Origin of the sequence: Exiguobacterium sp. s34, from assembly GCF_018617435.1 — a bacterium.
GTDB lineage: Bacteria > Bacillota > Bacilli > Exiguobacteriales > Exiguobacteriaceae > Exiguobacterium > Exiguobacterium aestuarii.
Window position 1 is genome coordinate 109851 of sequence record NZ_JACSKE010000003.1, and the last position, 19577, is coordinate 129427.

A 19577-nucleotide genomic window follows, 5' to 3' on the forward strand; every position below is an offset into this window, starting at 1 on the left:
AAATGTTGGTTTGACTCATAATCAGAGTATATCGAAAAGTGAGGAGTAATCATATGGAAGAAAAAACGATTGAGCGGGAAGTCATCTATCAAGGTAAGATTTTCGATGTGGAAAAGCACGTCGTCTCCCTTCCGAATGGAAACACGTCTGTACGTGAACTCGTCTATCACAATGGGGCCGTCGCCGTGCTCGTCATCGATGAATCGGACAACATCGTCATGGTGGAGCAGTATCGTAAGGCGTTCGAGTCGATGTCACTTGAAATCCCTGCCGGAAAACTCGAAAAGGGAGAAGATCCGGTGGCGAGTGCCGAACGTGAATTAGCAGAAGAGACCGGATATTCGGCAGAGTCGCTTGAAAAAATCTTTTCTTTCTACGGGGCACCAGGTTTTTGCAGTGAACGCGTCGATGTCTTTGTCGCAAAGGGATTATCAGCTGGCGAGATGAATTTAGATGAAGATGAATTTTTAAATGTGAAACGTTATAGCTTTGATGAGGTCGTCGATTTGCTAGACAGAGGGATCATCACTGATGCGAAGACAATCATGGCGATTCAATGGTGGCAATTGTCCAGATTAAAATAATTCTAATCTAAATTTTTATATGGTAAACTTACATAGTAATGATTTTAAATTGAAAATTGATTAAAACTTCGGTATGCTTTGTGTAGTGAACTATGTAAAGAGGGGGCGCCTTATGGAAACGCGAATTGAACGAATTAAACAGCAATTGAGCGCCAAAGGATATAAATTGACACCACAACGTGAATCGACGGTTCGCATCTTACTTGAGAATGAGAGTGACCATTTGAGTGCGGAGAACGTCTTTATGCTCGTCAAGAGCATCGCACCAGAAATCGGACTCGCCACAGTATATCGAACACTCGAGTTACTGACCGAGCTTGGTGTCGTGGATAAAGTCAATTTCGGCGACGGGGTCGCACGCTTTGACTTGCGTCCGGAAGGCGCGAATCATTCGCACCACCATCTCGTCTGTGTTGAATGCGGATCGGTCGAGGAAATCATGGAAGACTTGCTCGTCGATGTCGAGAAAAAAGTCGAGAGCAAATACGAATTTCTCATTAAAGACCATCGCTTGACGTTTCATGGCATCTGTAAAGTATGCCAAGCAAAAGGCGTCACGCTTGAAGGTCATAAAGCAGTCATCAACGGTTAATCTTACATGCAAACCATCCTTGAATGAGGATGGTTTTTTGTTGTACTCATAAGAAAAAATAGTCACGGTTATTTTGTCACAAAAAAGTGATTAAAAAATGAGGTCAGACATCTTCACAACAGTTTACATAAGTGATATGCTGTAAGCGTATTCAGGTGAAACGAGGAAGGAGGAGGGTATGATGCGTTCGCATATCGAGTCATTTCTTCAGTACATGACGGTTGAAAAGCGGATGTCCGCAAACACGAGACAGGCGTATGCGAGCGATTTGACGCAGTACGCATCGACCTTGACCCAGTTGGGGGTGGAAGATTGGAACGATGTGACGCGTTCCCATATCGTCAAACATATCGAAGAACTGTCACAGGCTGGTCGTGCCTCGTCGTCGTTAAGACGGGCCGTCAGTTCAATCCGGATGTTCCATCATCATCTAAAAATGACTGGGGTCACAACGACCGATCCATCTCTTTATCTAGAGTCGCCAAAAGCAGAGAAACACCTTCCCGATACTTGGTCGCAAGGGGAAGTAGAACGTCTCTTGGATAGTGTACCGACATCCGATCCGCTCTCGCTTCGAGACCGGGCGATGCTCGAGCTACTATATGGGACAGGAATGCGGGTCAGTGAACTTTTAGGTCTTGATTTGGATGATTTGCAGTTCGAATTGGGGTATCTACAATGTGAAGGGAAAGGCGAGCGCGCTCGAATCATTCCGGTCTCGTCCGTCGCGCAAGGGTTTGTCGAGCGATATATTCAACAAGCTCGTAACGGTCTTGGCGGCAGAGAAACCGAAGCGCTCTTTTTAAACGGCAGAGGAGGACGGCTCAGTCGTCAAGGATTTTGGAAGATGATCAAACGACGTGCCAAGCTTGCTGGAATCGACAAGGAGATCACACCTCACGTACTCCGTCATTCCTTTGCGACACACTTACTCGAGAACGGTGCGGACTTACGTGCCATTCAACAGATGCTCGGTCATGCGGATTTAGCGACGACGCAAGTGTACACACACGTCAATAAGTCGCGGTTACATGATGTGTATCGCAAGCATCACCCTCGTGCCTAGACACCGAAAAGGAGGAATTTTTTGTGAAGAAGTTTAAACGTATATTCTTAGTCGTCATGGACTCGGTTGGGATCGGTGAAGCACCGGATGCCGAACAGTTCGGTGACAAAGGGGCGGACACGCTCGGACATATCGCTCGTGAGCATAACGGGTTGAACATGCCGAACATGGGAAAACTCGGACTCGCGAACATAAAGCCGATTCAAGGGATCGACGCATCGGAGACACCGAGTGCATACGGTCGTATGGAAGAAATCTCGGCTGGTAAAGATACGATGACAGGTCACTGGGAAATCATGGGCCTTCATATCGAGACACCGTTCCGTGTCTTTGAAGAGTTTCCGGATGATTTAATTCATCGTCTTGAAGAGTTCAGTGGCCGTAAAGTGATCGGGAACAAACCGGCATCGGGGACAGCTATCTTAGACGAGCTCGGCGAAGAACATGTCGAGACAGGTGCGCTCATCGTTTATACATCTGCAGACTCGGTTCTACAAATCGCTGCACATGAAGAAATCGTGCCGATCGACGAGTTGTACCGGATTTGTGAATACGCGCGTGAAATCACACGTGAAGATCCATATATGCTCGGCCGCATTATCGCTCGTCCGTTCATCGGTACGCCAGGTGCTTGGGTACGTACGGCAAATCGTCATGACTACGCACTCAAACCTTTTGGTAAGACAGTCATGAACACGCTTGAAGAAGCAGGGAAAGATGTGATCGCCCTCGGCAAAATCAGTGATATCTACGATGGCGAAGGCGTGACGAAAGCAATCCGTACGAAATCGAACATGGACGGGATGGACAAGTTGGTCGATTCCCTCGAGGAAGACTTCGAAGGACTTTGCTTCTTGAACTTGGTAGACTTTGACGCTTTGTTCGGTCATCGTCGTGATCCTGAAGGCTATGCGATTGCCCTTGAAGAATACGATGCTCGTCTACCAGAAGTAATGGAACGTCTTCGTGAAGACGATTTACTCATCATCACTGCGGACCATGGGAACGATCCAGTACACGCTGGAACTGATCACACACGTGAATACGTCCCGCTCATCGTTCATCACAATGGAGCGAAAGCAGTTGATTTAGGCATTCGTGCTACGTTCGCAGATATCGGTGCGACAGTGGCTGACAACTTTGACGTTGAAACACCATCAAACGGAAAGAGTTTCTTAAACGAAATTTGAGGAGGCAACATTCATGGTAAATTGGAACGAAACAAAAGCGTTTTTGCAGGAGCGTATGGGTGATACACCAGAAATCGGACTTATTCTCGGGTCAGGTCTTGGGGTCCTTGCGGACGAAATTGAGAACCCGGTTGCAATCCCTTACGAGGAGATTCCGCACTTCCCGGTATCAACCGTCGAAGGACATGCAGGACAACTCGTGTTCGGGGAACTTGAAGGAAAGCGCGTCGTCGCGATGCAAGGACGGTTCCACTTCTATGAAGGATACTCGATGGAACAAGTGACGTTCCCGGTTCGTGTCCTCAAATTGATTGGTGTCGAGACACTCATCGTCACGAACGCTGCGGGCGCTTGTAACGAGTCGTTCAACCCTGGAGATTTGATGATTATCACAGATCACATCAACTTCTTCGGAACGAGCCCACTCATTGGGAAAAATGCGAGCGAATTCGGAACGCGCTTCCCAGATATGTCGGAAGCGTATGATAAAGAACTCGTGAAATTGACAGAGCGCGTTGCTTCAGACCTCGGTCTCTCCGTACAAAAAGGGGTTTACTTCGGGAACACGGGTCCGACTTACGAGACGCCAGCCGAAGTAAAAATGGCACGTCTTCTCGGTGGCGATGTCGTCGGAATGTCGACGGTCCCAGAAGTCATCGTTGCACGTCACTCTGATATGCGCGTCCTTGGGATTTCGTGTGTATCGAACATGGCAGCTGGTATTTTAGATCAACCACTTAACCATGAAGAAGTCATTGAAACGACAGAACGTGTTCGTCAAGACTTCCTTTCACTCGTTCGCGGCACGATTAAAAGTATGTAAGTAACTTATTTCTAGGAGGACGACAGCTATGCGTATGGTCGATTTGATTTTGAAAAAACGTAACGGTGGAGAATTGAACGAAGAGGAGATTCGCTTCGTCGTGGAAGGGTTTACGAACGAAACGATCCCTGACTATCAGATGTCGGCATTGTCGATGGCCATCTATTTCAATGGGATGACTGAAAACGAGACGGCAGCCTTGACGATGGAAATGGTGAAGTCAGGCGATACGATCGACCTTTCGAACATCGAAGGGAAGAAAGTCGATAAACACTCAACGGGCGGAGTCGGTGACAAGATCAGCTTGATTGTCGCACCACTCGTTGCGTCAATCGGAATTCCAGTTGCAAAAATGAGTGGTCGTGGTCTCGGTCATACAGGTGGTACGATCGATAAACTCGAATCATTCCCAGGCTTTAACGTCGAATTGACAGAAGAACAATTCACAAAACAAGTAAACGACATCAAGATGTCGATTATCGGTCAAACAGGGAACTTGACGCCTGCGGACAAACGTCTCTATGCACTCCGTGATGTAACGGCTACGGTTGAGTCGATTCCGCTCATCGCGAGCTCGATCATGTCGAAAAAGATTGCGGCTGGAGCTGACAGTATTGTCCTCGACGTCAAGACGGGTTCTGGTGCGTTCATGAAGTCGTTCGATGATGCGAAAGCTCTTGCAGAAGAGATGGTCGCAATCGGGAAGAATGTCGGTCGGAAGACAGTCGCTGTCATCACAGACATGGACCAACCACTCGGGTTTGAAATCGGGAATGCAAACGAAGTGAAAGAAGCAATTGAAGTCCTCTCGGGCAAAGAAGTAGAAGACTTGAAAACAATCGCACTCACAATCGCAGGACACATGGCCGTACTTGGTGAGTTTTATCCGACGTTCGAAGAAGCGTATGCAGACCTCGAAAAACGGATTGCTGACGGTCATGCCCTCGAGGTGTTCCGTAAGTTCGTCGAAGCACAGGGTGGAGATTCGTCACTCGTCGATGACGTGACAAAATTACCACAAGCATCATTTGAGACGACGTTCGTCGCAAAAGAAGCGGGTTACGTCGAATCGATCATTGCTGACGAAGTCGGTGTCGCTGCGATGCTCCTCGGAGCTGGTCGGGCGACGAAGGAAGATAAAATCGATTTCGCGGCAGGTATCACGCTCGAGAAGAAAGTCGGCGACCGTGTCGAGGCGGGCGATGTGATCGCTGTACTCCGCTCGAACATCGAAGACATGTCTTCAGCAGTCGAACGTTTAGATCACGCGTACACGATTGGTGCGACAAAACCAGAAGCACGTCCGCTCGTTCACGCTGTCATTCAATAAGGCAGAACGTCTGTTTCCACAAAAAAAGTGGAGACAGACGTGTTTTTTTGATAAGATGGGTAATGTGAGTGTAAAACAGTAGGATACATATTTTGATAAAGGGGTTGCTTGAAACATGAAAAAAGGTTCTATGAAACTTGAAAACGGCGAAATGATTGAATTTGATTTATTCCACAACGAGGCGCCGATTACAGTCGAAAACTTCGAAAAGCTTGCAAACAGCGGATTTTATAACGGATTGACGTTCCACCGTGTCATTCCTGGTTTCGTCAGCCAAGGCGGTTGCCCACAAGGAACAGGAATGGGTGGCGCAGGTTACACGATTCCGTGTGAGACGTCGACATCTTTCCCACACAAACACGAAGCGGGATCACTCTCGATGGCACACGCTGGACGTAACACAGGATCTTCACAGTTCTTCATCGTCCATGAGCCACAACCACACTTGGACGGTGTCCACACAGTGTTCGGTAAAGTGACATCTGGTCTTGAGCACGCCGTCAAACTTCGTCAAGGAACGAAGATGGCAGAAGTGAAGGTTTGGGACGAGAATTGATTTTTGCCTGAAGGTTATGGCACAATGAACCATGTCTCTCACGTCTTCACACCGTGAAACTTGAATGACTAAAGGTGGTGAACCCAGCGATGCTGGTCAAATATAAACGTTCTTATGAAAAGACGGCGATGGGTCTACTCGCATTTTCATGCAGTGACAAATCTCCGCTTAGCTTGCTTGAACTCGTCCGATTGTACGACGAGGAGGAGTCGAAGTTCCTCTATTTGTGGAAAGTCGATGAAGACTTCGTTGGCATCATTGGAATGGAGCAGCAAGGAACGACGATGGTCATCGACCATATCGCCTTGTCGCCATCATTCCGTGGCGAGAAACGTTCTTACGAGCTTCTAGACGAGGTGAGAAACGTACTTCCACTTGATTTGACGTTAACCGGTACAGGCAAGACGGGCGATTTATTGGATAAATGGAATCAATTAGTCGTCTGACGATAAAAACCCCCGCAATCACGAAGCGTGACTGCGGGGGTTTTACATGTTGCAGAGTGCGATCACGACAACACGGTAAATGAGGTGAATTCATGAATCGAGTAACAATCGAAGAATTGATTAATCGATTGGAGCAAGTGCTCAGGCATGAACGGACGAGAGAAGAAATCTCTGACTGGGCATATCAGTGGATGGAACAATATGAAAATATAGATGGTTTTGATTGGACAGCTTCCGACGAAGTGGTTTGGTCCTGCTTACAAACAATCTATGGCATGGATTTACTTGAAACACCTTCCCGATATTTACATGATCAGAGCGATCTCGAGGATTGGTTGATAAAGTTCGAGAAGGTGAAAAAAGATCTTTATTGATCACAAAAGAATCCGTGTTGAAGCTTGACGTCAAGTTCTCGTGCGTTGCCGTTCTAAAAGTGCCAACTCCCGTTCTGTGATGACGTCACTACGGTCGCGATGCAAATGCTTATGAACCAATTCCTCGAACGACAGGTCCGTCGTCGGGAACGTCGGTTTCAATGATTCGACCGTCTCACGAACGTTTTGTGTTAAGGGAAGCGTCGTCTGTAGCGGCCATTCATCAAGTTGGGAGATGAACGAATCGACATCAAGTCCAAGCTCACTTAAAAAAGGGGCAGCGACGTCGATCTTTCGACGTAAGAGTCGCAAGCTTTTTTTCGCACCGATGAGATTGTCTCGCCGAAGATGATAGTGAATGACAGCGTATTGGATGAGTGCCGCATAGCCATGGTGACGACGGTCGTCCGCCTGCCACGCCTCTTCTAAAACCTCATGACATTCGAAATAATCGGCATGACATTCAAAAAGCAACGTATAATGAATAAAAGGGGTCATGAATCAATTTTCTCCTTTCGTGTCCACGGTGTTATAAAACATGTTATACTAAAGCGCAAAAATGTAAAATGGCAGGTGTCTCTATGGAAGCCTATAACGTTAAAATCGATACGTTCGAAGGTCCACTCGACCTGTTGCTCCATTTGATCGGAAAAATGGAGATTGATATCGTCGACATTTCCGTGGCAGAAGTCACTGACCAGTATGTCGGCTATATTCGCACGATGCAAAAATTTGAACTCGACGTGGCCAGTGAATACTTGGTCATGGCGGCGACGTTGCTCCAGTTAAAGAGTAAACAGTTACTACCGCCTGTTCAGGTCGAGGATGAAGATGTCCCAGACTTCAGCGAAGAACCGACGCGTGAGGGACTCATTCGTCAATTGATTGAATACAAAGCATATAAAGAAGCAGTCGTTTTCATGCGTGAGCAGGAAGAACATCGTCTTGAACTGTATACGCGACCGGGAGAAGATTTGACGAACTACATGTCAGAAGAAGTGTCAAAATATGACGGACCGCTCAACTTCTCTGATCTTCTCCACGCCTATTCCAAAATGATTGAGCGAAAGCGTTGGAAAGAGCGGCGCAAAAAGACGATTAAACGTGAAGAGCGAACTCTTGAAGAACAGATGACAAGACTTCATGAACATGTGTCCTCAACACGACAAACCTCGTTTTTCGCCTTTTTTGTAGAACGACCGAACGTCTCGGATCTCGTGGTAACGTTTATGGCGCTTCTTGAGCTGATCAAGCTACGGGTCGTCGAAACGAAACAACTTGACCAAGACATTCAAATCTCGTTCATCGAATCATCAAAGAAAGGGGATGAAGCGGTTGCTGTCTTATGAAACGATTATTGAAGGATTATTGTTTGTCGTCGGCGACGAAGGAATGGAAGTCCGTGCGCTCGCGGAGACGCTCGATATTTCAGAGGCTGCTGCGAGAGAACAGCTCAGTAAATTAGAAGCTTCTTTCAAAACTTCGAACCGCCCGTTCCAACTGATGGAGTCGGCAGGCGTGTACAAACTCGTGACCGTTCCGGAAGTGTCCCCATACATTCAAAAATATGTTGGGACGATGGCCGAGCAGGCACTTTCACGCGCGGCAATGGAGACGCTCGTCATCATCGCCTATAAGCAACCGGTCACGCGAGCGGATATCGAGGAGATTCGTGGCGTCAAAGTAGAGCGAGTCATTCATACGCTATTGTCAAAAGGGTTGATTGAATCGGCAGGCCGTGCCAAAACGATTGGTCGTGCGAAGTTGTATCGCACGACAGAGCATTTCCTCGACCATTTCGGATTTAATTCGCTCGAGGAACTACCACCATTAACATTTGAGGATGAACTGACAGACGAAGGCGATTTGTTCTTCGGTCAGGAATCACCGAAGCAAGAAGAGAGATTGGAGAAGGATTAATCATATGGAACGTTTGCAAAAAGTAATCGCACAAGCGGGGGTCGCCTCGCGTCGAAAAGCAGAAGAAATGATTTTGGATGGTCGCGTTCGCGTCAACGGAAAAGTAGTACGTGAACTCGGGACGAAGGTCGGACCGAAGTCAGAGATCGAGGTTGACGGCGTCAAAATCGAACAAGAAGAGCATGTCTACTACTTACTCTACAAACCGAGTGGCTATGTGTCGACGGTAGATGATGATAAAGGACGTAAAGTGATCACAGACCTCGTACCACCAGGCGCGCGTGTTTTCCCGGTCGGACGTCTTGACTATAACACGACAGGACTCATCATCTTGACGAACGATGGAGAGTTCTCGAACATGATGACCCACCCGAAATATAAAATCCAAAAGCGCTATGTGGCAAAAGTGAAGAATATCCCATCTTATTTGGCGATCAAACAACTTGAGTCAGGCGTTCAGCTCGATGACGGATTTAAAACGGGTAGCGCGAAAGTGAAAATGAAGTCTGTGGACCAGAAAAAGAACACGGCAATTCTTGAAATCGTCATCTCGGAAGGACATAATCGTCAAATCCGTCGCATGGTCGAGGCAATCGGTTCGGAGGTCATCAAATTGAAGCGTGAACAATTCGGTTTCTTGACGCTCGACGGTCTCAACACAGGCGATTGGCGTGAACTCTCGCATAAGGAAATCAGTAAACTTCGTGAACTTGCGAACCCGACTGTTCCACCGAAACCACGAGGCAAAAAGAAGAAAAAATAACAACAAAAAATCGTCCTGAAATAGGATGATTTTTTTGATTGTGTAGATTGTGTGACAAAAAAATGAAAAAAGTCTGTTAATGTGCGTTTTTAATGTTTTTTCAGTACAATAGCAACTGAAGGATGGTGTGAAAACGATGACAAAAGATCAAAACAAAGACGACCGGATGGAACAAGCGGTCGCGAAAAAGAAAAAGAGGTCATTTTGGCGCTTGATGATTATGACGGTCGTTCTCTTTGCGGGAGCCATCACCGTCATGCAATTGTTCGACCAAGCCGGTAATGACGGACGGATCGAGGCAGGGGACGAGGCACCGAATTTCAAACTCGTTACACTCGACGGTTCGACCCTTTACGAACGTGAAAACTACGAAGGGAAAGGCATGCTTCTTAACTTCTGGGGTACATTCTGTGAACCGTGTAAGAAAGAGATGCCAGTCGTTCAAGAAAATTACGCAACACTTCAAGATATGGGCGTCGATTTTTGGGCGGTGAATGTCGGTGAAACGCCGCTTCGTGTCGATAACTTTATTAACGACCTAGGTGTCGGTCTTGACTATCCAATCTTGATGGATACGAAGAGCGAAGTCGAGAAAGCCTATGGCATTTATAATTTACCTGTCACATTCGTCATCGATGGTGAAGGGAATGTAATTGAAAAGTATGAAGGTGAACTCACGAAAGAGAAATTGATGGAGCTAGCCGAGAAGTCATTGTAAGCGAACGGGGGACGCACAGATGCTAGATATGAAATATGAAGGCGCTGATTTACGGTCGAAGCGTCGTCCAAAATCGGTCATTGACCGGGTGTGGAACTTCTTCGCATCGGTCAAAGTGGGATTGTGGTTGATTGCGCTGATTATTGTCGGTTCAGCAATCGGGACGATCTTCCCGCAAGAAATGTATATCCCACAACAGTTGCCTCCAGAACAATATTATTTGGAGGAGTACGGGACGCCAGGTTCGATTTATTATGCACTTGGATTCCATAACCTATACACATCTTGGTGGTATATCGGTCTCATCGTCATGTTGACACTCTCACTCATCGTCGTATCGATTGACCGTGGAGTCCCGCTCTATAAAGCGCTCAAGAACCAACCAGTTAGACGGACAGAACGCTTTATGAAAGGACAACGACTCTTCGGACAAGGCGAAGGGACGGAAGCACAAATTGATGAGATGGAAGCTTCGCTCAAGAAAAAACGCTACAATGTCAAACGGGATGGAGATGCCTTATTGGCGGAAAAACACCGTTTTGGTCGTTGGGGTCCATACGTGAACCACGTTGGTCTCGTCATCTTTTTCCTCGGGGCGATGCTCCGTGTATTCCCAGCATTCCATACGGATACGCTTGAATGGGTGCGTGAAGGAGATACCGTTTCGTTAGAGGCGACTGATGGAGAGTACTACTTACGGAATGACCAGTTTATTCTGGAGATGTATGACCCGGAAAATAACGAGGAAGATGCGAAATTCGCAGCTGCCATTGAAAAAGCAGGAGCCGTACCGAAAAATTATGAGACGGAACTGACATTATTTAAGAAAACGGGAACGAACGAGGACGGATCGCCGCAACTCGAACAAGTCGATGTCGGTTCGACGAAAGTCAACCACCCGTTTAAGTTCGAAAAATATGAAGTGTATCAAGAGCAATACTCAAGTCGTCCGGAGTTCTTGTCGATGTCGTTCATGCTCGCCGATAAACAGACAGGTGACGAGTATGGACCGTTCAAGGTCGACCTCGAGAATCCAGAAAAATCGTATGACTTGAATGGCGTCACAGTCACTTTGAAAGACTTGTATCCTGATTTCGAAGTGAAGGACGGACAACCGAACACGAAATCACCACGTGCCCTGAATCCTGCCTTCTTCTTCAATGTCGAATCACCAGAAGGTGAAACAGAGTCAAACTTGATCGGTATTCGTCTCAACGTCGCCGATGAGGAGAACCGCTATGAGGTGCAATTCGCTGGTACAGAGATGGCAAGTACGAGCGGTCTACGTGTGAAGAGTGACTCCACGTATCCGATTCTGATTGTCGGTGCGACAATCTTCATGATTGGTATTGTGATGGGGATGTATTGGCCGCATCGACGCGTCTGGATTCGTCGTCACGAAGATGAGGTGCTCGTCGCAGGATTTACGAATAAAAACCCGTCCTCGCTCCGACGAGAGGTTTCGCCGTTACTAGAACAGACCGGTTTACCGATGTGGGAAGACCAGGCGAGATTCACTTCGAAGCCGGAAAACGAGTCAACAGATGAAAGAGGGGAATCTTGATGGAATGGATTGAATGGAGCAGCCGTATGCTGTTTATCGCGTTCTTCCTATACGCAATCTCGACGGTTCTCTTTACAATTGCCGTTAGTGGTATGCGTAAGGATCGGAACGTCAACCGTGTCGCCTATGGGAAGTATGCCTTCATCTTAGCGATTATCGGATTTGTCGCCCAAATGACATATTTCTTTATGCGTTGGGCAGGTGTCGGCTATGCGCCGGTATCAAACTTATATGAATATACGACATTCTTCGGCATGATGATGGTGCTCGGGTTTCTTGTCGTATACGGGATTTATAAAAATGATGTACTCGGATTGTTCGCGATGCCGGTGGCGTTACTCGTCATCGCATTCGCCTCGATGTTCTCGAGTGAAGTCGCACCGCTCATTCCTGCACTTAACAGTGTATGGTTAAAAATTCACGTTACGACGGCAGCGCTCGGACAAGGAATTTTGGCAATCAGCTTTGCGTCAGGTCTCATTTTCTTATTGAATGAGACATCGATGAAAGAACAGTCTAAATCACGGACTTGGCTTGAAGTGACGATGTTCGTACTCATGTGTACGCTCGGGTTTATCATCGTGTCGATGCTCTTTAAAGGAATCGGTGCTGGTGGTGTCGTCGAATTTACGAATGACCGTGGCCAGGCCGAGACGTATGAATACCTCATGCCAATCCTATTCGTACCAGAAGGGGCGCAACTGTTGTCGGGCGCGAGCGGTTTGTCGCTTGAATTGCCGAACTGGATCAATACGCTTAAATTAAACACACTCATCTGGTCCGTCATCGGTGGTGTCGTCATTTATGCATTGCTCCGATTCGTCATTTTGCGCAAACGAATCGCCGAAGCGCTTCAACCGCTTGCGAAAAAAGTCGATCTTGATCTCGCAGATGAGATTAGCTACCGTTCAGTCGCAATCGGGTTACCCGTCTTTATTCTCGGAGGATTGATCTTCGCGATGATTTGGGCACAGATTGCTTGGAACCGTTTCTGGGGCTGGGACCCGAAAGAAGTATGGGCCCTCATTACGATGCTTATTTATATTTACTACTTGCATATGCGCATTCAGCGTGGCTGGACCGGAACGAAAGCGGCATGGTTATGTGTAGGTGGTTTTGCCATCATCATGTTCAACCTCGTCTTCGTCAACTTGGTCATCGCCGGTCTTCATTCATATGCATGACGCGAAAGAAGTCACAATTGTGACTTCTTTTTCATTTGGTCCATCAAATCATCGTTGTGAAGCGAAATAATAGAGTGGTATAGTTATGGCAGGGAGTGGAATGTTCACAATTGTGCAACATTCGCTACAACTCGTAATGGGTCTTAGGAGGGTTTCAAGTATGGCTGAGAAAACGAAGATTTTAGTAGTCGATGACGAAGAAAGAATTCGCCGACTTTTGAAAATGTACTTAGAACGCGAACAATATGTGATTGAAGAAGCCGTCAATGGAGAAGAGGCGCTTGCCCTTGCTCTTGAGAATGAATATGACGTCATCCTGCTCGATTTGATGATGCCGAAGATGGATGGTGTCGAAGTGTGTACAGAACTTCGGAAAACGAAAGCGACACCGGTCATCATGCTCACGGCGAAAGGTGAAGAAATTGATCGTGTCCAAGGATTTGAAGTCGGAGCAGACGATTATATCGTCAAACCATTCAGTCCTCGTGAAGTCGTCCTTCGCGTCAAGGCGCTCCTTCGTCGCTCTGGCTCGACTAAGTTCATGCAGACGAGTGAGAAATCGAAAGATTTGATCGTATTCCCACATTTGACGATCGACAATGATGCTCACCGTGTCACGGTCGATGGGGAGGAGATTGCGCTCACACCGAAAGAGTATGAACTACTGTTTTTCCTTGCGAAGCAAGTCGATAAAGTCTTTTCACGTGAACAGTTATTGAAAGAAGTATGGAACTATGAATTTTTCGGAGACCTTCGGACCGTCGATACGCATGTGAAACGTCTTCGTGAGAAATTGAATCGTGTCTCACCGGATGCGGCTCATATGATCACGACCGTATGGGGTGTCGGGTACAAGTTCGAAGCTGCGAGTGAATGATGATTCGTCGAAACAGCATCGTCACGAAACTGTGGCTGACGATTCTCGTTTTGGTCAGTGTCATCTTATTCATCGTCTCGGTATTGATGCTTGAATTTTTCAATTCTTTTCACATCGACCAAGAGCGTGGTCATCTCGCAAAACTGGGGGGACAGGTTCAGTCGGTATTGTTGAATGAAGGTGATACGTCCCAGACGATCGATCAAATCATCGAAGTATATGGTGCGAATTATATATTAGAAAACGGTACTGTACGATCGAACTTTGGGAATGAAGTGGACGGGCTGATGGTCGAATTGGAACGTCAAGATTGGGAATCCTATCAGGCGGTCGGTGAGACGGCCATTGGCAATTTCTCTTCATTTGATGATCAAGCCGCACTTGCTTACCGGACGACGTTCTCATTATCGACCGGTCAATATACGCTCTACTTATTCGAACCGCTCGATGCGATCTCGAGTGCGAATGCCGGTGCTCGAACGATTATTCTTTGGACGGTCGCTTCGGCCATCATCGTGACGACTGTATTTGCCTTCTTCTTATCGACACGAATCACGGCACCGCTTCGAGCGATGCGAGATGCGGTCAATAAGACGGGGGAAGGTCAATTTGACTTGCGTCTTGAGACGAAGACACGAGACGAAATCGGAGAACTCGCCGCTTCCTTCAACGCAATGAGTAGTCAACTGGCGAAATATGTCGATGCGTTAGACCGAGAACGGCTGCAACTTGCCTCCATCCTTCGATCGATGGCGGACGGCGTCATCACGCTCGATCGTCATGCCAACGTGATCGTCACGAATCCGCAGGCTAGTCCATTACTTCAAGACGGCCAGCCACATGAAGTTGTTCTGTCACTCTATGAAGAAGTGATGGAAGGGACGGCAGAGAAGACGATTGAAGTGAAACAAGATGACCGTTATTATACGTTGACGGTCACGCCGCTCATCGGAGAAGACGATTTTGAGGGGGCCGTCGTTGTCATTCGTGACACATCTGAAAGTCATCGTCTCGATAAGATGCGGACCGACTTCGTTGCAAATATTAGTCATGAACTTCGGACACCGCTCGTGACGCTACAAGGTTATTCAGAGGCGATTATCGATGGGATGACAGAGAGTGACGAGGCGACGAAAGAGTTTGCATCGATCATTTATGATGAATCACTTCGACTTGCACGTCTCGTCAACGACTTGCTTGATTTAGCTCGCATTGAATCGGGTAAAGAAACGATGCACTTCACTTCGTTCGATATCGGTGACTTCCTTCCACGTGTCATGCGGAAATTCAATCAAATGGCAGCTGAGAAAGAGATTCGATTACAGACGGATGTACCACATCGACTGATGGAGGCAGACGGAGACCGACTCGAGCAAGTGTTCACGAACTTGATCGGTAACGCGATTGCCCATACCGATTCCGGAGAAATTCGAATCGAGGCGACTGAAGGAACTGACGGATTACAGATTCGATTGACCGACACGGGTCACGGTATCCCGAAAGAAGACTTACCGTTCGTGTTCGAGCGATTTTATAAAGCCGACAAGGCGCGAACGAGTGGATCGAAGACGGGTACGGGGATTGGTCTCGCCATCGTGAAGAACGTGGTCGATGCCCATCATGGGACGGTCAGCGTATCGAGTACACTTGGTGTCGGAACGACGTTTGAGATTTACTTACCATTTGAACAACCACACAATACATAATGGTGACTCGTCTGAGTCACCATTTGTGGCATTTTGAGGGGGGAGCCGAATGAAACGATATACACGCACGGGTGACACGGGTGAAACGTCTTTGATTGGGAGCCGTGTCGACAAACATCATCCTCAAATCGAAGCGATGGGACTTCTCGATGAATTGAACAGTCACATCGGATTGGCGATTGCGCATCAGACCGACACGTCGCTCCGCGAACAGTTGACGAAGATTCAACACGACCTGTTCGACCTCGGGTCAGAGCTGATGTATACGGATTCGCCTCCAAAAACAGTCGACTTGTCGATTGTGACGGAATTTGAGCGATGGATGGACGAATGGGAAAAGTCTTGTCCGGAACTCGTTCGGTTCATCTTACCAGGAGGAAGCGTGGAGTCGGCGAGCTTGCATGTGGCACGTTCCGTTTGCCGTCGTGTCGAACGGGATTTGACAGCACTCGGTGTCGCTGACCGACAGCTCCCATATTTCAACCGATTGAGTGACTATTTGTTTACGGTCGCACGTTATGCGAATGTTGTCGCTGGCGTACCAGACCAAGAATATGCACGCGGCGCTGCCGTGTTTCAACCAAAACGAAAAAAGGAGTGATCGGCTGATGAAAGGAATCGAACAGTTCCAACATCAATTGCACTACTCGGTCTATCCGACCAAAAAATTTAAAACGACGACGTGCCTCGTCTCGTTTGCGGCTCCGCTGTCTGAAGACACGGTGGCAGACCGAGCACTACTTCCATTTATCATGGAAAAATCGACGGAAGCATATCCATCCATTGAATTATTTCACACACCGCTAGAAGATTTGTACGATACAAACCTTTACGCAGGTGCATCAAAAATTGGCAAAGAGCATGTCATTCAATTCCAGCTCGAAGTCGTCAATGACCATCTCGTCGGAGAAGACGTTCTTAGTCAGGCGATTCAATTGCTCGAAGAAGTACTGTTGCGTCCGAACGTCTATGACGGCGCGTTCCAACCGCTCATTGTGGAGCAAGAACGTCGATTGCAGCGCCAGCGAATCGAATCCGTCTATGATGACAAGATGCGCTTCGCCCAGCAGCGTCTACAAGAGATGCTCGGAGGCGAACTCGCCATCCCTTCACTCGGAACGCTCGAACAGCTCGACCATGTCACACCGAAATCGCTTTTCGATGCATATCAATCGATGATTCAAAACGACCGCGTCGACATTTATGTCGTTGGTGATGTCGACCGTGCACAGGTCGAACAGGCATTCAACCCGCTCGAATCGCTCGGGACGCGTCAACCGCGACGTTTACCTGAACCGAGTCGAGGAGAATTCAAGCGCTTAGAAGAACATCAAAACATCAAACAAAGTAAACTTCATCTCGCCTATGCGCTTGATGTCGACCCTCGCACAGAAGATGCGATTCGTATGCAAGTCGTGAACGGATTGTTCGGGGGCTTCCCGCACTCGAAACTGTTCATGAACGTCCGTGAAAAGGAAAGCTTGGCATACTACGCCGCTTCGCAGTACAGTTCGCTTAGTCGAAAGCTATTTGTCTATGCAGGAATCGATGCATCGAATCAGCAGAAGACCGAGCAAATCATCGAAGAACAATTGAAAGCTCTTCAGGCGGGTGAGTTTGAGGACGAGACGTTGCAACAGACGAAAGAACTGTTATTCCACCAACGTCGTCAGCTCGGAGATAGTCCACGCCAGTTAATCGGGTGGATGAGTGGCGCAGACATACGGCCGTTTTCGCTCGACGAAGAGGTTGCGATCATCGAAAATACGACACGCGACCATGTCATCGCGCTTGCGAATGAGATCACGCTCGAAGCTGTCTATTGCTTGAAAGGAGGAGAAGCATGAAACTAGATTTCCCAAACGTTGGAGAGACATTACATCACCACGTTCTTGATAACGGCCTCTCCGTATATTTATTGAAGAAGACTGGATATGAAAAAACATTCGCGACGTTCACGACGAAATACGGTTCAATTGATCGTCGCTTCAAATTAGAGGATTGGATAGAGGTACCAGACGGCATTGCTCACTTCTTAGAGCATAAAATGTTCGAGAAAGAAGATGGCGACGTCTTCCAGCAGTTCGGCCGCCAAGGAGCATCGGCGAACGCCTTCACCTCATTCACGCGGACGGCCTACTTGTTCGGCGCGACATCGAACGTCCCGGAAAATGTTCAAACACTACTCAATTTCGTTCAGGAACCATACTTCACGAAAGAATCGGTCGAGAAAGAGAAAGGCATTATCGGTCAGGAGATTCAAATGTATCAAGACAATCCGGGATGGCGTCTTTATTTCGGATTGATTGAAGCGATGTATGTGACACATCCAGTCAAAATCGATATCGCCGGAACAATCGAATCGATTTCAAAAATCACCGCAGAAGATTTGTATACGTGTCATCGGGCGTTCTATCACCCGAGCAACATGGCGTTGTTCGTAGTCGGGAACATCGAGCCAGATGAGATGCTCGAGCTGATTCAAAGCAATCAGGCCGCAAAATCATTTGACGCACCACCGTTGAGTGCTCGTGAGACGATAGATGAACCGGCCACGGTTCGTCTATCAGAGCGCGTCATTGAGATGGACGTCTCGGTCCCGAAAGTGATGATTGGCTATAAAGATGTCCCGCAAGCAGGGGAAGCCGGCCTCAAACAAGAGTTGACGGTGGAACTCCTCATGCATGCACTCTTCGACACGACAGCCCCGCTCTACACGGAACTGTATGCGGAAGGTTTGATTGATGATGCGTTCTCATTTGACTATACGTCAGAAGAATCATTCGCTTTTGCCGCCTTGTCGATGGAATCGTCTCATGTCGATGCCTTTGTCGAGCGTGTCACGAGTGCATTAGAACGTCCACTCGAGCTCAGTCAAGAAACGCTCGATCGTAAGAAGCGGATGATGCAAGGGCAATTTTTAAAAGCGTTGAATTCACCAGAGTTTATTGCGAACCAGTTCTCACGCTATGCCCTTAATGATGGAAACTTGTTCGAGATTCCGAATTTGATTGATGCGATTACATTAGATGAACTTTACGAATCATACGAGCGTTTGTTCCGCCGCGAACAACGTACGGTATGTGTCGTCAAAAAGCCATGAAGACGTTGATTGTTGGAGCGAGCGGTGCCATTGGACGTGCCGTCTCGCTCGCTTTTCGTGAAGACCATCTTCTCCTGCATGCGAATCAAGGTCATGTAACGATCAGTCGCATGATTGAGTCGGAAAGGTTACAGGCGGAACTCGTCACTTGTGACTTATCCGACCGTGAAGCAGTAGAGAAATGGATAAAGTCGATCGATACCGTTGATCGAATCATTTATGTAGCAGGCCACGCGGTACATGGTCTCGTCGTCGACCAATCGATTGATGAGCTGGACCATCTCTATGAGGTGCATGTACGCGCCATGGTTCGATTGATTCAAGCCACCGTAGCCTGTAAACCGTATGACCATCCACTCGATATCGTCATTGTCTCGAGTGTTTGGGGCGAAGTCGGAGCAGCGGCTGAAGTATTTTACTCTACGGTCAAGGCGGCTCAAATCGGGTTCGTTAAAGCGTTCGCGCGTGAAGCGGGACCGTTCCATGTTCGGATCAATGCCGTGACGCCAGGGTGGATTGATACGCCAATGAATGATACGGTAGAAGAGTCGAAACAAACCGTGATGGACGACATTCCTCTTGGACGTCTCGGTTCCACTGAGGACGTGGCGAAGACGATTCGTTTTTTATGTTCATCGGATGCTTCATATATGACTGGCACCGTGTTGCGCATTGATGGCGGTTGGCAATGATCTCGGCATGATGCAGAAACCAGTTCTTTTCAATTCTTCTAAAATAATTTAAAATAGGCTAGGTAGCAAACTCGCTCGAAAGGATGGTT

The 19577-nt window shown here is 47.7% G+C and carries 22 protein-coding genes; 21 read left to right on the top strand and 1 reads right to left on the bottom strand.

Translation table 11 applies throughout. The features are described from left to right. The first annotated feature begins 53 nt into the window (after nucleotides 1-53). The 9 genes from KNO87_RS07490 (at nucleotide 54) to KNO87_RS07530 (ending at nucleotide 6961) form a co-directional block, all read left to right on the top strand. The gene (locus KNO87_RS07490) at nucleotides 54-584 is read left to right on the top strand and encodes an NUDIX hydrolase (RefSeq protein ID WP_214787629.1); all 531 of its coding nucleotides are present in this window, start codon (nucleotides 54-56) and stop codon (nucleotides 582-584) included. 112 nt (nucleotides 585-696) lie between these two features. Next, a complete protein-coding gene (gene fur / locus KNO87_RS07495) occupies nucleotides 697-1176 on the top strand; it encodes a ferric iron uptake transcriptional regulator (protein ID WP_012726507.1) in 480 nt (159 codons plus the stop codon). A gap of 181 nt (nucleotides 1177-1357) precedes the next feature. Further along, a complete protein-coding gene (gene xerD / locus KNO87_RS07500) occupies nucleotides 1358-2242 on the top strand; it encodes a site-specific tyrosine recombinase XerD (protein ID WP_214787632.1) in 885 nt (294 codons plus the stop codon). A gap of 23 nt (nucleotides 2243-2265) precedes the next feature. After that, nucleotides 2266-3432 (top strand): phosphopentomutase, encoded by a 1167-nt coding sequence (deoB, locus tag KNO87_RS07505; protein WP_214794761.1) that lies wholly within the window; start codon nucleotides 2266-2268, stop codon nucleotides 3430-3432. Between the two features lie 13 nt (nucleotides 3433-3445). Continuing rightward, nucleotides 3446-4255, top strand: a complete 810-nt coding sequence (locus KNO87_RS07510; protein ID WP_214740965.1) for a purine-nucleoside phosphorylase — start codon at nucleotides 3446-3448, stop codon at nucleotides 4253-4255. Nucleotides 4256-4283: 28 nt separating this feature from the next. Continuing rightward, nucleotides 4284-5585, top strand: a complete 1302-nt coding sequence (locus KNO87_RS07515) for a pyrimidine-nucleoside phosphorylase (RefSeq protein WP_214794763.1) — start codon at nucleotides 4284-4286, stop codon at nucleotides 5583-5585. A gap of 115 nt (nucleotides 5586-5700) precedes the next feature. Beyond that, complete coding sequence (locus tag KNO87_RS07520; RefSeq protein ID WP_214787641.1) at nucleotides 5701-6141, top strand: peptidylprolyl isomerase; 441 nt, start codon at nucleotides 5701-5703, stop codon at nucleotides 6139-6141. Between the two features lie 89 nt (nucleotides 6142-6230). Beyond that, entirely contained in the window at nucleotides 6231-6587 is a 357-nt protein-coding gene (locus KNO87_RS07525) for a GNAT family N-acetyltransferase (protein ID WP_214787644.1), read from the top strand. A 92-nt stretch (nucleotides 6588-6679) separates the two neighbouring features. After that, the gene (locus KNO87_RS07530) at nucleotides 6680-6961 is read left to right on the top strand and encodes a hypothetical protein (RefSeq protein ID WP_214794765.1); all 282 of its coding nucleotides are present in this window, start codon (nucleotides 6680-6682) and stop codon (nucleotides 6959-6961) included. 30 nt (nucleotides 6962-6991) lie between these two features. On the opposite strand, the gene KNO87_RS07535 is transcribed toward KNO87_RS07530, so the two are convergent. Further along, nucleotides 6992-7459, bottom strand: coding sequence for a DUF309 domain-containing protein (locus tag KNO87_RS07535; RefSeq protein ID WP_214794767.1), 468 nt, complete (start codon nucleotides 7457-7459; stop codon nucleotides 6992-6994). Nucleotides 7460-7542: 83 nt separating this feature from the next. Between KNO87_RS07535 and KNO87_RS07540 the strand changes: the two genes are divergently transcribed. The 12 genes from KNO87_RS07540 to ymfI all read left to right on the top strand — a co-directional run bounded on the left by KNO87_RS07540 (nucleotide 7543) and on the right by ymfI (nucleotide 19488). Further along, the gene (locus tag KNO87_RS07540; protein ID WP_214692804.1) at nucleotides 7543-8310 is read left to right on the top strand and encodes a segregation/condensation protein A; all 768 of its coding nucleotides are present in this window, start codon (nucleotides 7543-7545) and stop codon (nucleotides 8308-8310) included. Then, nucleotides 8288-8881, top strand: a complete 594-nt coding sequence (gene scpB, locus KNO87_RS07545; RefSeq protein ID WP_214787650.1) for an SMC-Scp complex subunit ScpB — start codon at nucleotides 8288-8290, stop codon at nucleotides 8879-8881. Before KNO87_RS07540 ends, scpB begins: the two co-directional genes overlap by 23 nt. 4 nt (nucleotides 8882-8885) lie before the next feature. Continuing rightward, complete coding sequence (locus tag KNO87_RS07550) at nucleotides 8886-9644, top strand: pseudouridine synthase (protein ID WP_214787653.1); 759 nt, start codon at nucleotides 8886-8888, stop codon at nucleotides 9642-9644. 136 nt (nucleotides 9645-9780) lie between these two features. Then, nucleotides 9781-10362, top strand: a complete 582-nt coding sequence (locus KNO87_RS07555; RefSeq protein WP_214794769.1) for a redoxin domain-containing protein — start codon at nucleotides 9781-9783, stop codon at nucleotides 10360-10362. A gap of 19 nt (nucleotides 10363-10381) precedes the next feature. Beyond that, a complete protein-coding gene (gene resB / locus KNO87_RS07560; RefSeq protein ID WP_214787659.1) occupies nucleotides 10382-11926 on the top strand; it encodes a cytochrome c biogenesis protein ResB in 1545 nt (514 codons plus the stop codon). Continuing rightward, entirely contained in the window at nucleotides 11926-13110 is a 1185-nt protein-coding gene (gene ccsB / locus KNO87_RS07565) for a c-type cytochrome biogenesis protein CcsB (protein ID WP_214794771.1), read from the top strand. The genes resB and ccsB overlap by 1 nt, the downstream gene beginning before the upstream one ends. A gap of 160 nt (nucleotides 13111-13270) precedes the next feature. Further along, nucleotides 13271-13987 carry a response regulator transcription factor gene (locus tag KNO87_RS07570; RefSeq protein WP_026825821.1) on the top strand — a complete coding sequence of 239 codons (717 nt, stop codon included), beginning with the start codon at nucleotides 13271-13273 and terminating at the stop codon, nucleotides 13985-13987. Beyond that, on the top strand, nucleotides 13987-15693 hold the full coding sequence (locus KNO87_RS07575) for a sensor histidine kinase (protein ID WP_251126609.1): 1707 nt from the start codon (nucleotides 13987-13989) through the stop codon (nucleotides 15691-15693). Before KNO87_RS07570 ends, KNO87_RS07575 begins: the two co-directional genes overlap by 1 nt. A gap of 49 nt (nucleotides 15694-15742) precedes the next feature. Beyond that, nucleotides 15743-16294, top strand: coding sequence for a cob(I)yrinic acid a,c-diamide adenosyltransferase (locus KNO87_RS07580; RefSeq protein WP_214794775.1), 552 nt, complete (start codon nucleotides 15743-15745; stop codon nucleotides 16292-16294). Nucleotides 16295-16301: 7 nt separating this feature from the next. Continuing rightward, on the top strand, nucleotides 16302-17540 hold the full coding sequence (yfmF, locus tag KNO87_RS07585; protein ID WP_214794777.1) for an EF-P 5-aminopentanol modification-associated protein YfmF: 1239 nt from the start codon (nucleotides 16302-16304) through the stop codon (nucleotides 17538-17540). Further along, nucleotides 17537-18796, top strand: a complete 1260-nt coding sequence (yfmH, locus tag KNO87_RS07590) for an EF-P 5-aminopentanol modification-associated protein YfmH (RefSeq protein ID WP_214794778.1) — start codon at nucleotides 17537-17539, stop codon at nucleotides 18794-18796. Before yfmF ends, yfmH begins: the two co-directional genes overlap by 4 nt. After that, entirely contained in the window at nucleotides 18793-19488 is a 696-nt protein-coding gene (gene ymfI / locus KNO87_RS07595) for an elongation factor P 5-aminopentanone reductase (RefSeq protein WP_214787676.1), read from the top strand. The genes yfmH and ymfI overlap by 4 nt, the downstream gene beginning before the upstream one ends. Nucleotides 19489-19577: the final 89 nt, after the last annotated feature.

Excerpts from the sequence above, each read along its gene's own strand:
- KNO87_RS07515 (WP_214794763.1), top strand. The coding sequence starts at position 4,284 with ATGCGTATGGTCGATTTGATTTTGAAAAAACGTAACGGTGGAGAATTG.
- KNO87_RS07525 (WP_214787644.1), top strand. The coding sequence starts at position 6,231 with ATGCTGGTCAAATATAAACGTTCTTATGAAAAGACGGCGATGGGTCTA.
- yfmH (WP_214794778.1), top strand. The coding sequence starts at position 17,537 with ATGAAACTAGATTTCCCAAACGTTGGAGAGACATTACATCACCACGTT.
- KNO87_RS07550 (WP_214787653.1), top strand. The coding sequence starts at position 8,886 with ATGGAACGTTTGCAAAAAGTAATCGCACAAGCGGGGGTCGCCTCGCGT.
- ymfI (WP_214787676.1), top strand. The coding sequence starts at position 18,793 with ATGAAGACGTTGATTGTTGGAGCGAGCGGTGCCATTGGACGTGCCGTC.
- KNO87_RS07540 (WP_214692804.1), top strand. The coding sequence starts at position 7,543 with ATGGAAGCCTATAACGTTAAAATCGATACGTTCGAAGGTCCACTCGAC.
- ccsB (WP_214794771.1), top strand. The coding sequence starts at position 11,926 with ATGGAATGGATTGAATGGAGCAGCCGTATGCTGTTTATCGCGTTCTTC.
- KNO87_RS07570 (WP_026825821.1), top strand. The coding sequence starts at position 13,271 with ATGGCTGAGAAAACGAAGATTTTAGTAGTCGATGACGAAGAAAGAATT.
- fur (WP_012726507.1), top strand. The coding sequence starts at position 697 with ATGGAAACGCGAATTGAACGAATTAAACAGCAATTGAGCGCCAAAGGA.
- xerD (WP_214787632.1), top strand. The coding sequence starts at position 1,358 with ATGCGTTCGCATATCGAGTCATTTCTTCAGTACATGACGGTTGAAAAG.
- KNO87_RS07510 (WP_214740965.1), top strand. The coding sequence starts at position 3,446 with ATGGTAAATTGGAACGAAACAAAAGCGTTTTTGCAGGAGCGTATGGGT.
- resB (WP_214787659.1), top strand. The coding sequence starts at position 10,382 with ATGCTAGATATGAAATATGAAGGCGCTGATTTACGGTCGAAGCGTCGT.
- yfmF (WP_214794777.1), top strand. The coding sequence starts at position 16,302 with ATGAAAGGAATCGAACAGTTCCAACATCAATTGCACTACTCGGTCTAT.
- KNO87_RS07530 (WP_214794765.1), top strand. The coding sequence starts at position 6,680 with ATGAATCGAGTAACAATCGAAGAATTGATTAATCGATTGGAGCAAGTG.
- KNO87_RS07580 (WP_214794775.1), top strand. The coding sequence starts at position 15,743 with ATGAAACGATATACACGCACGGGTGACACGGGTGAAACGTCTTTGATT.
- KNO87_RS07490 (WP_214787629.1), top strand. The coding sequence starts at position 54 with ATGGAAGAAAAAACGATTGAGCGGGAAGTCATCTATCAAGGTAAGATT.
- KNO87_RS07535 (WP_214794767.1), bottom strand. The coding sequence starts at position 7,459 with ATGACCCCTTTTATTCATTATACGTTGCTTTTTGAATGTCATGCCGAT.
- KNO87_RS07520 (WP_214787641.1), top strand. The coding sequence starts at position 5,701 with ATGAAAAAAGGTTCTATGAAACTTGAAAACGGCGAAATGATTGAATTT.
- scpB (WP_214787650.1), top strand. The coding sequence starts at position 8,288 with ATGAAGCGGTTGCTGTCTTATGAAACGATTATTGAAGGATTATTGTTT.
- KNO87_RS07555 (WP_214794769.1), top strand. The coding sequence starts at position 9,781 with ATGACAAAAGATCAAAACAAAGACGACCGGATGGAACAAGCGGTCGCG.
- KNO87_RS07575 (WP_251126609.1), top strand. The coding sequence starts at position 13,987 with ATGATTCGTCGAAACAGCATCGTCACGAAACTGTGGCTGACGATTCTC.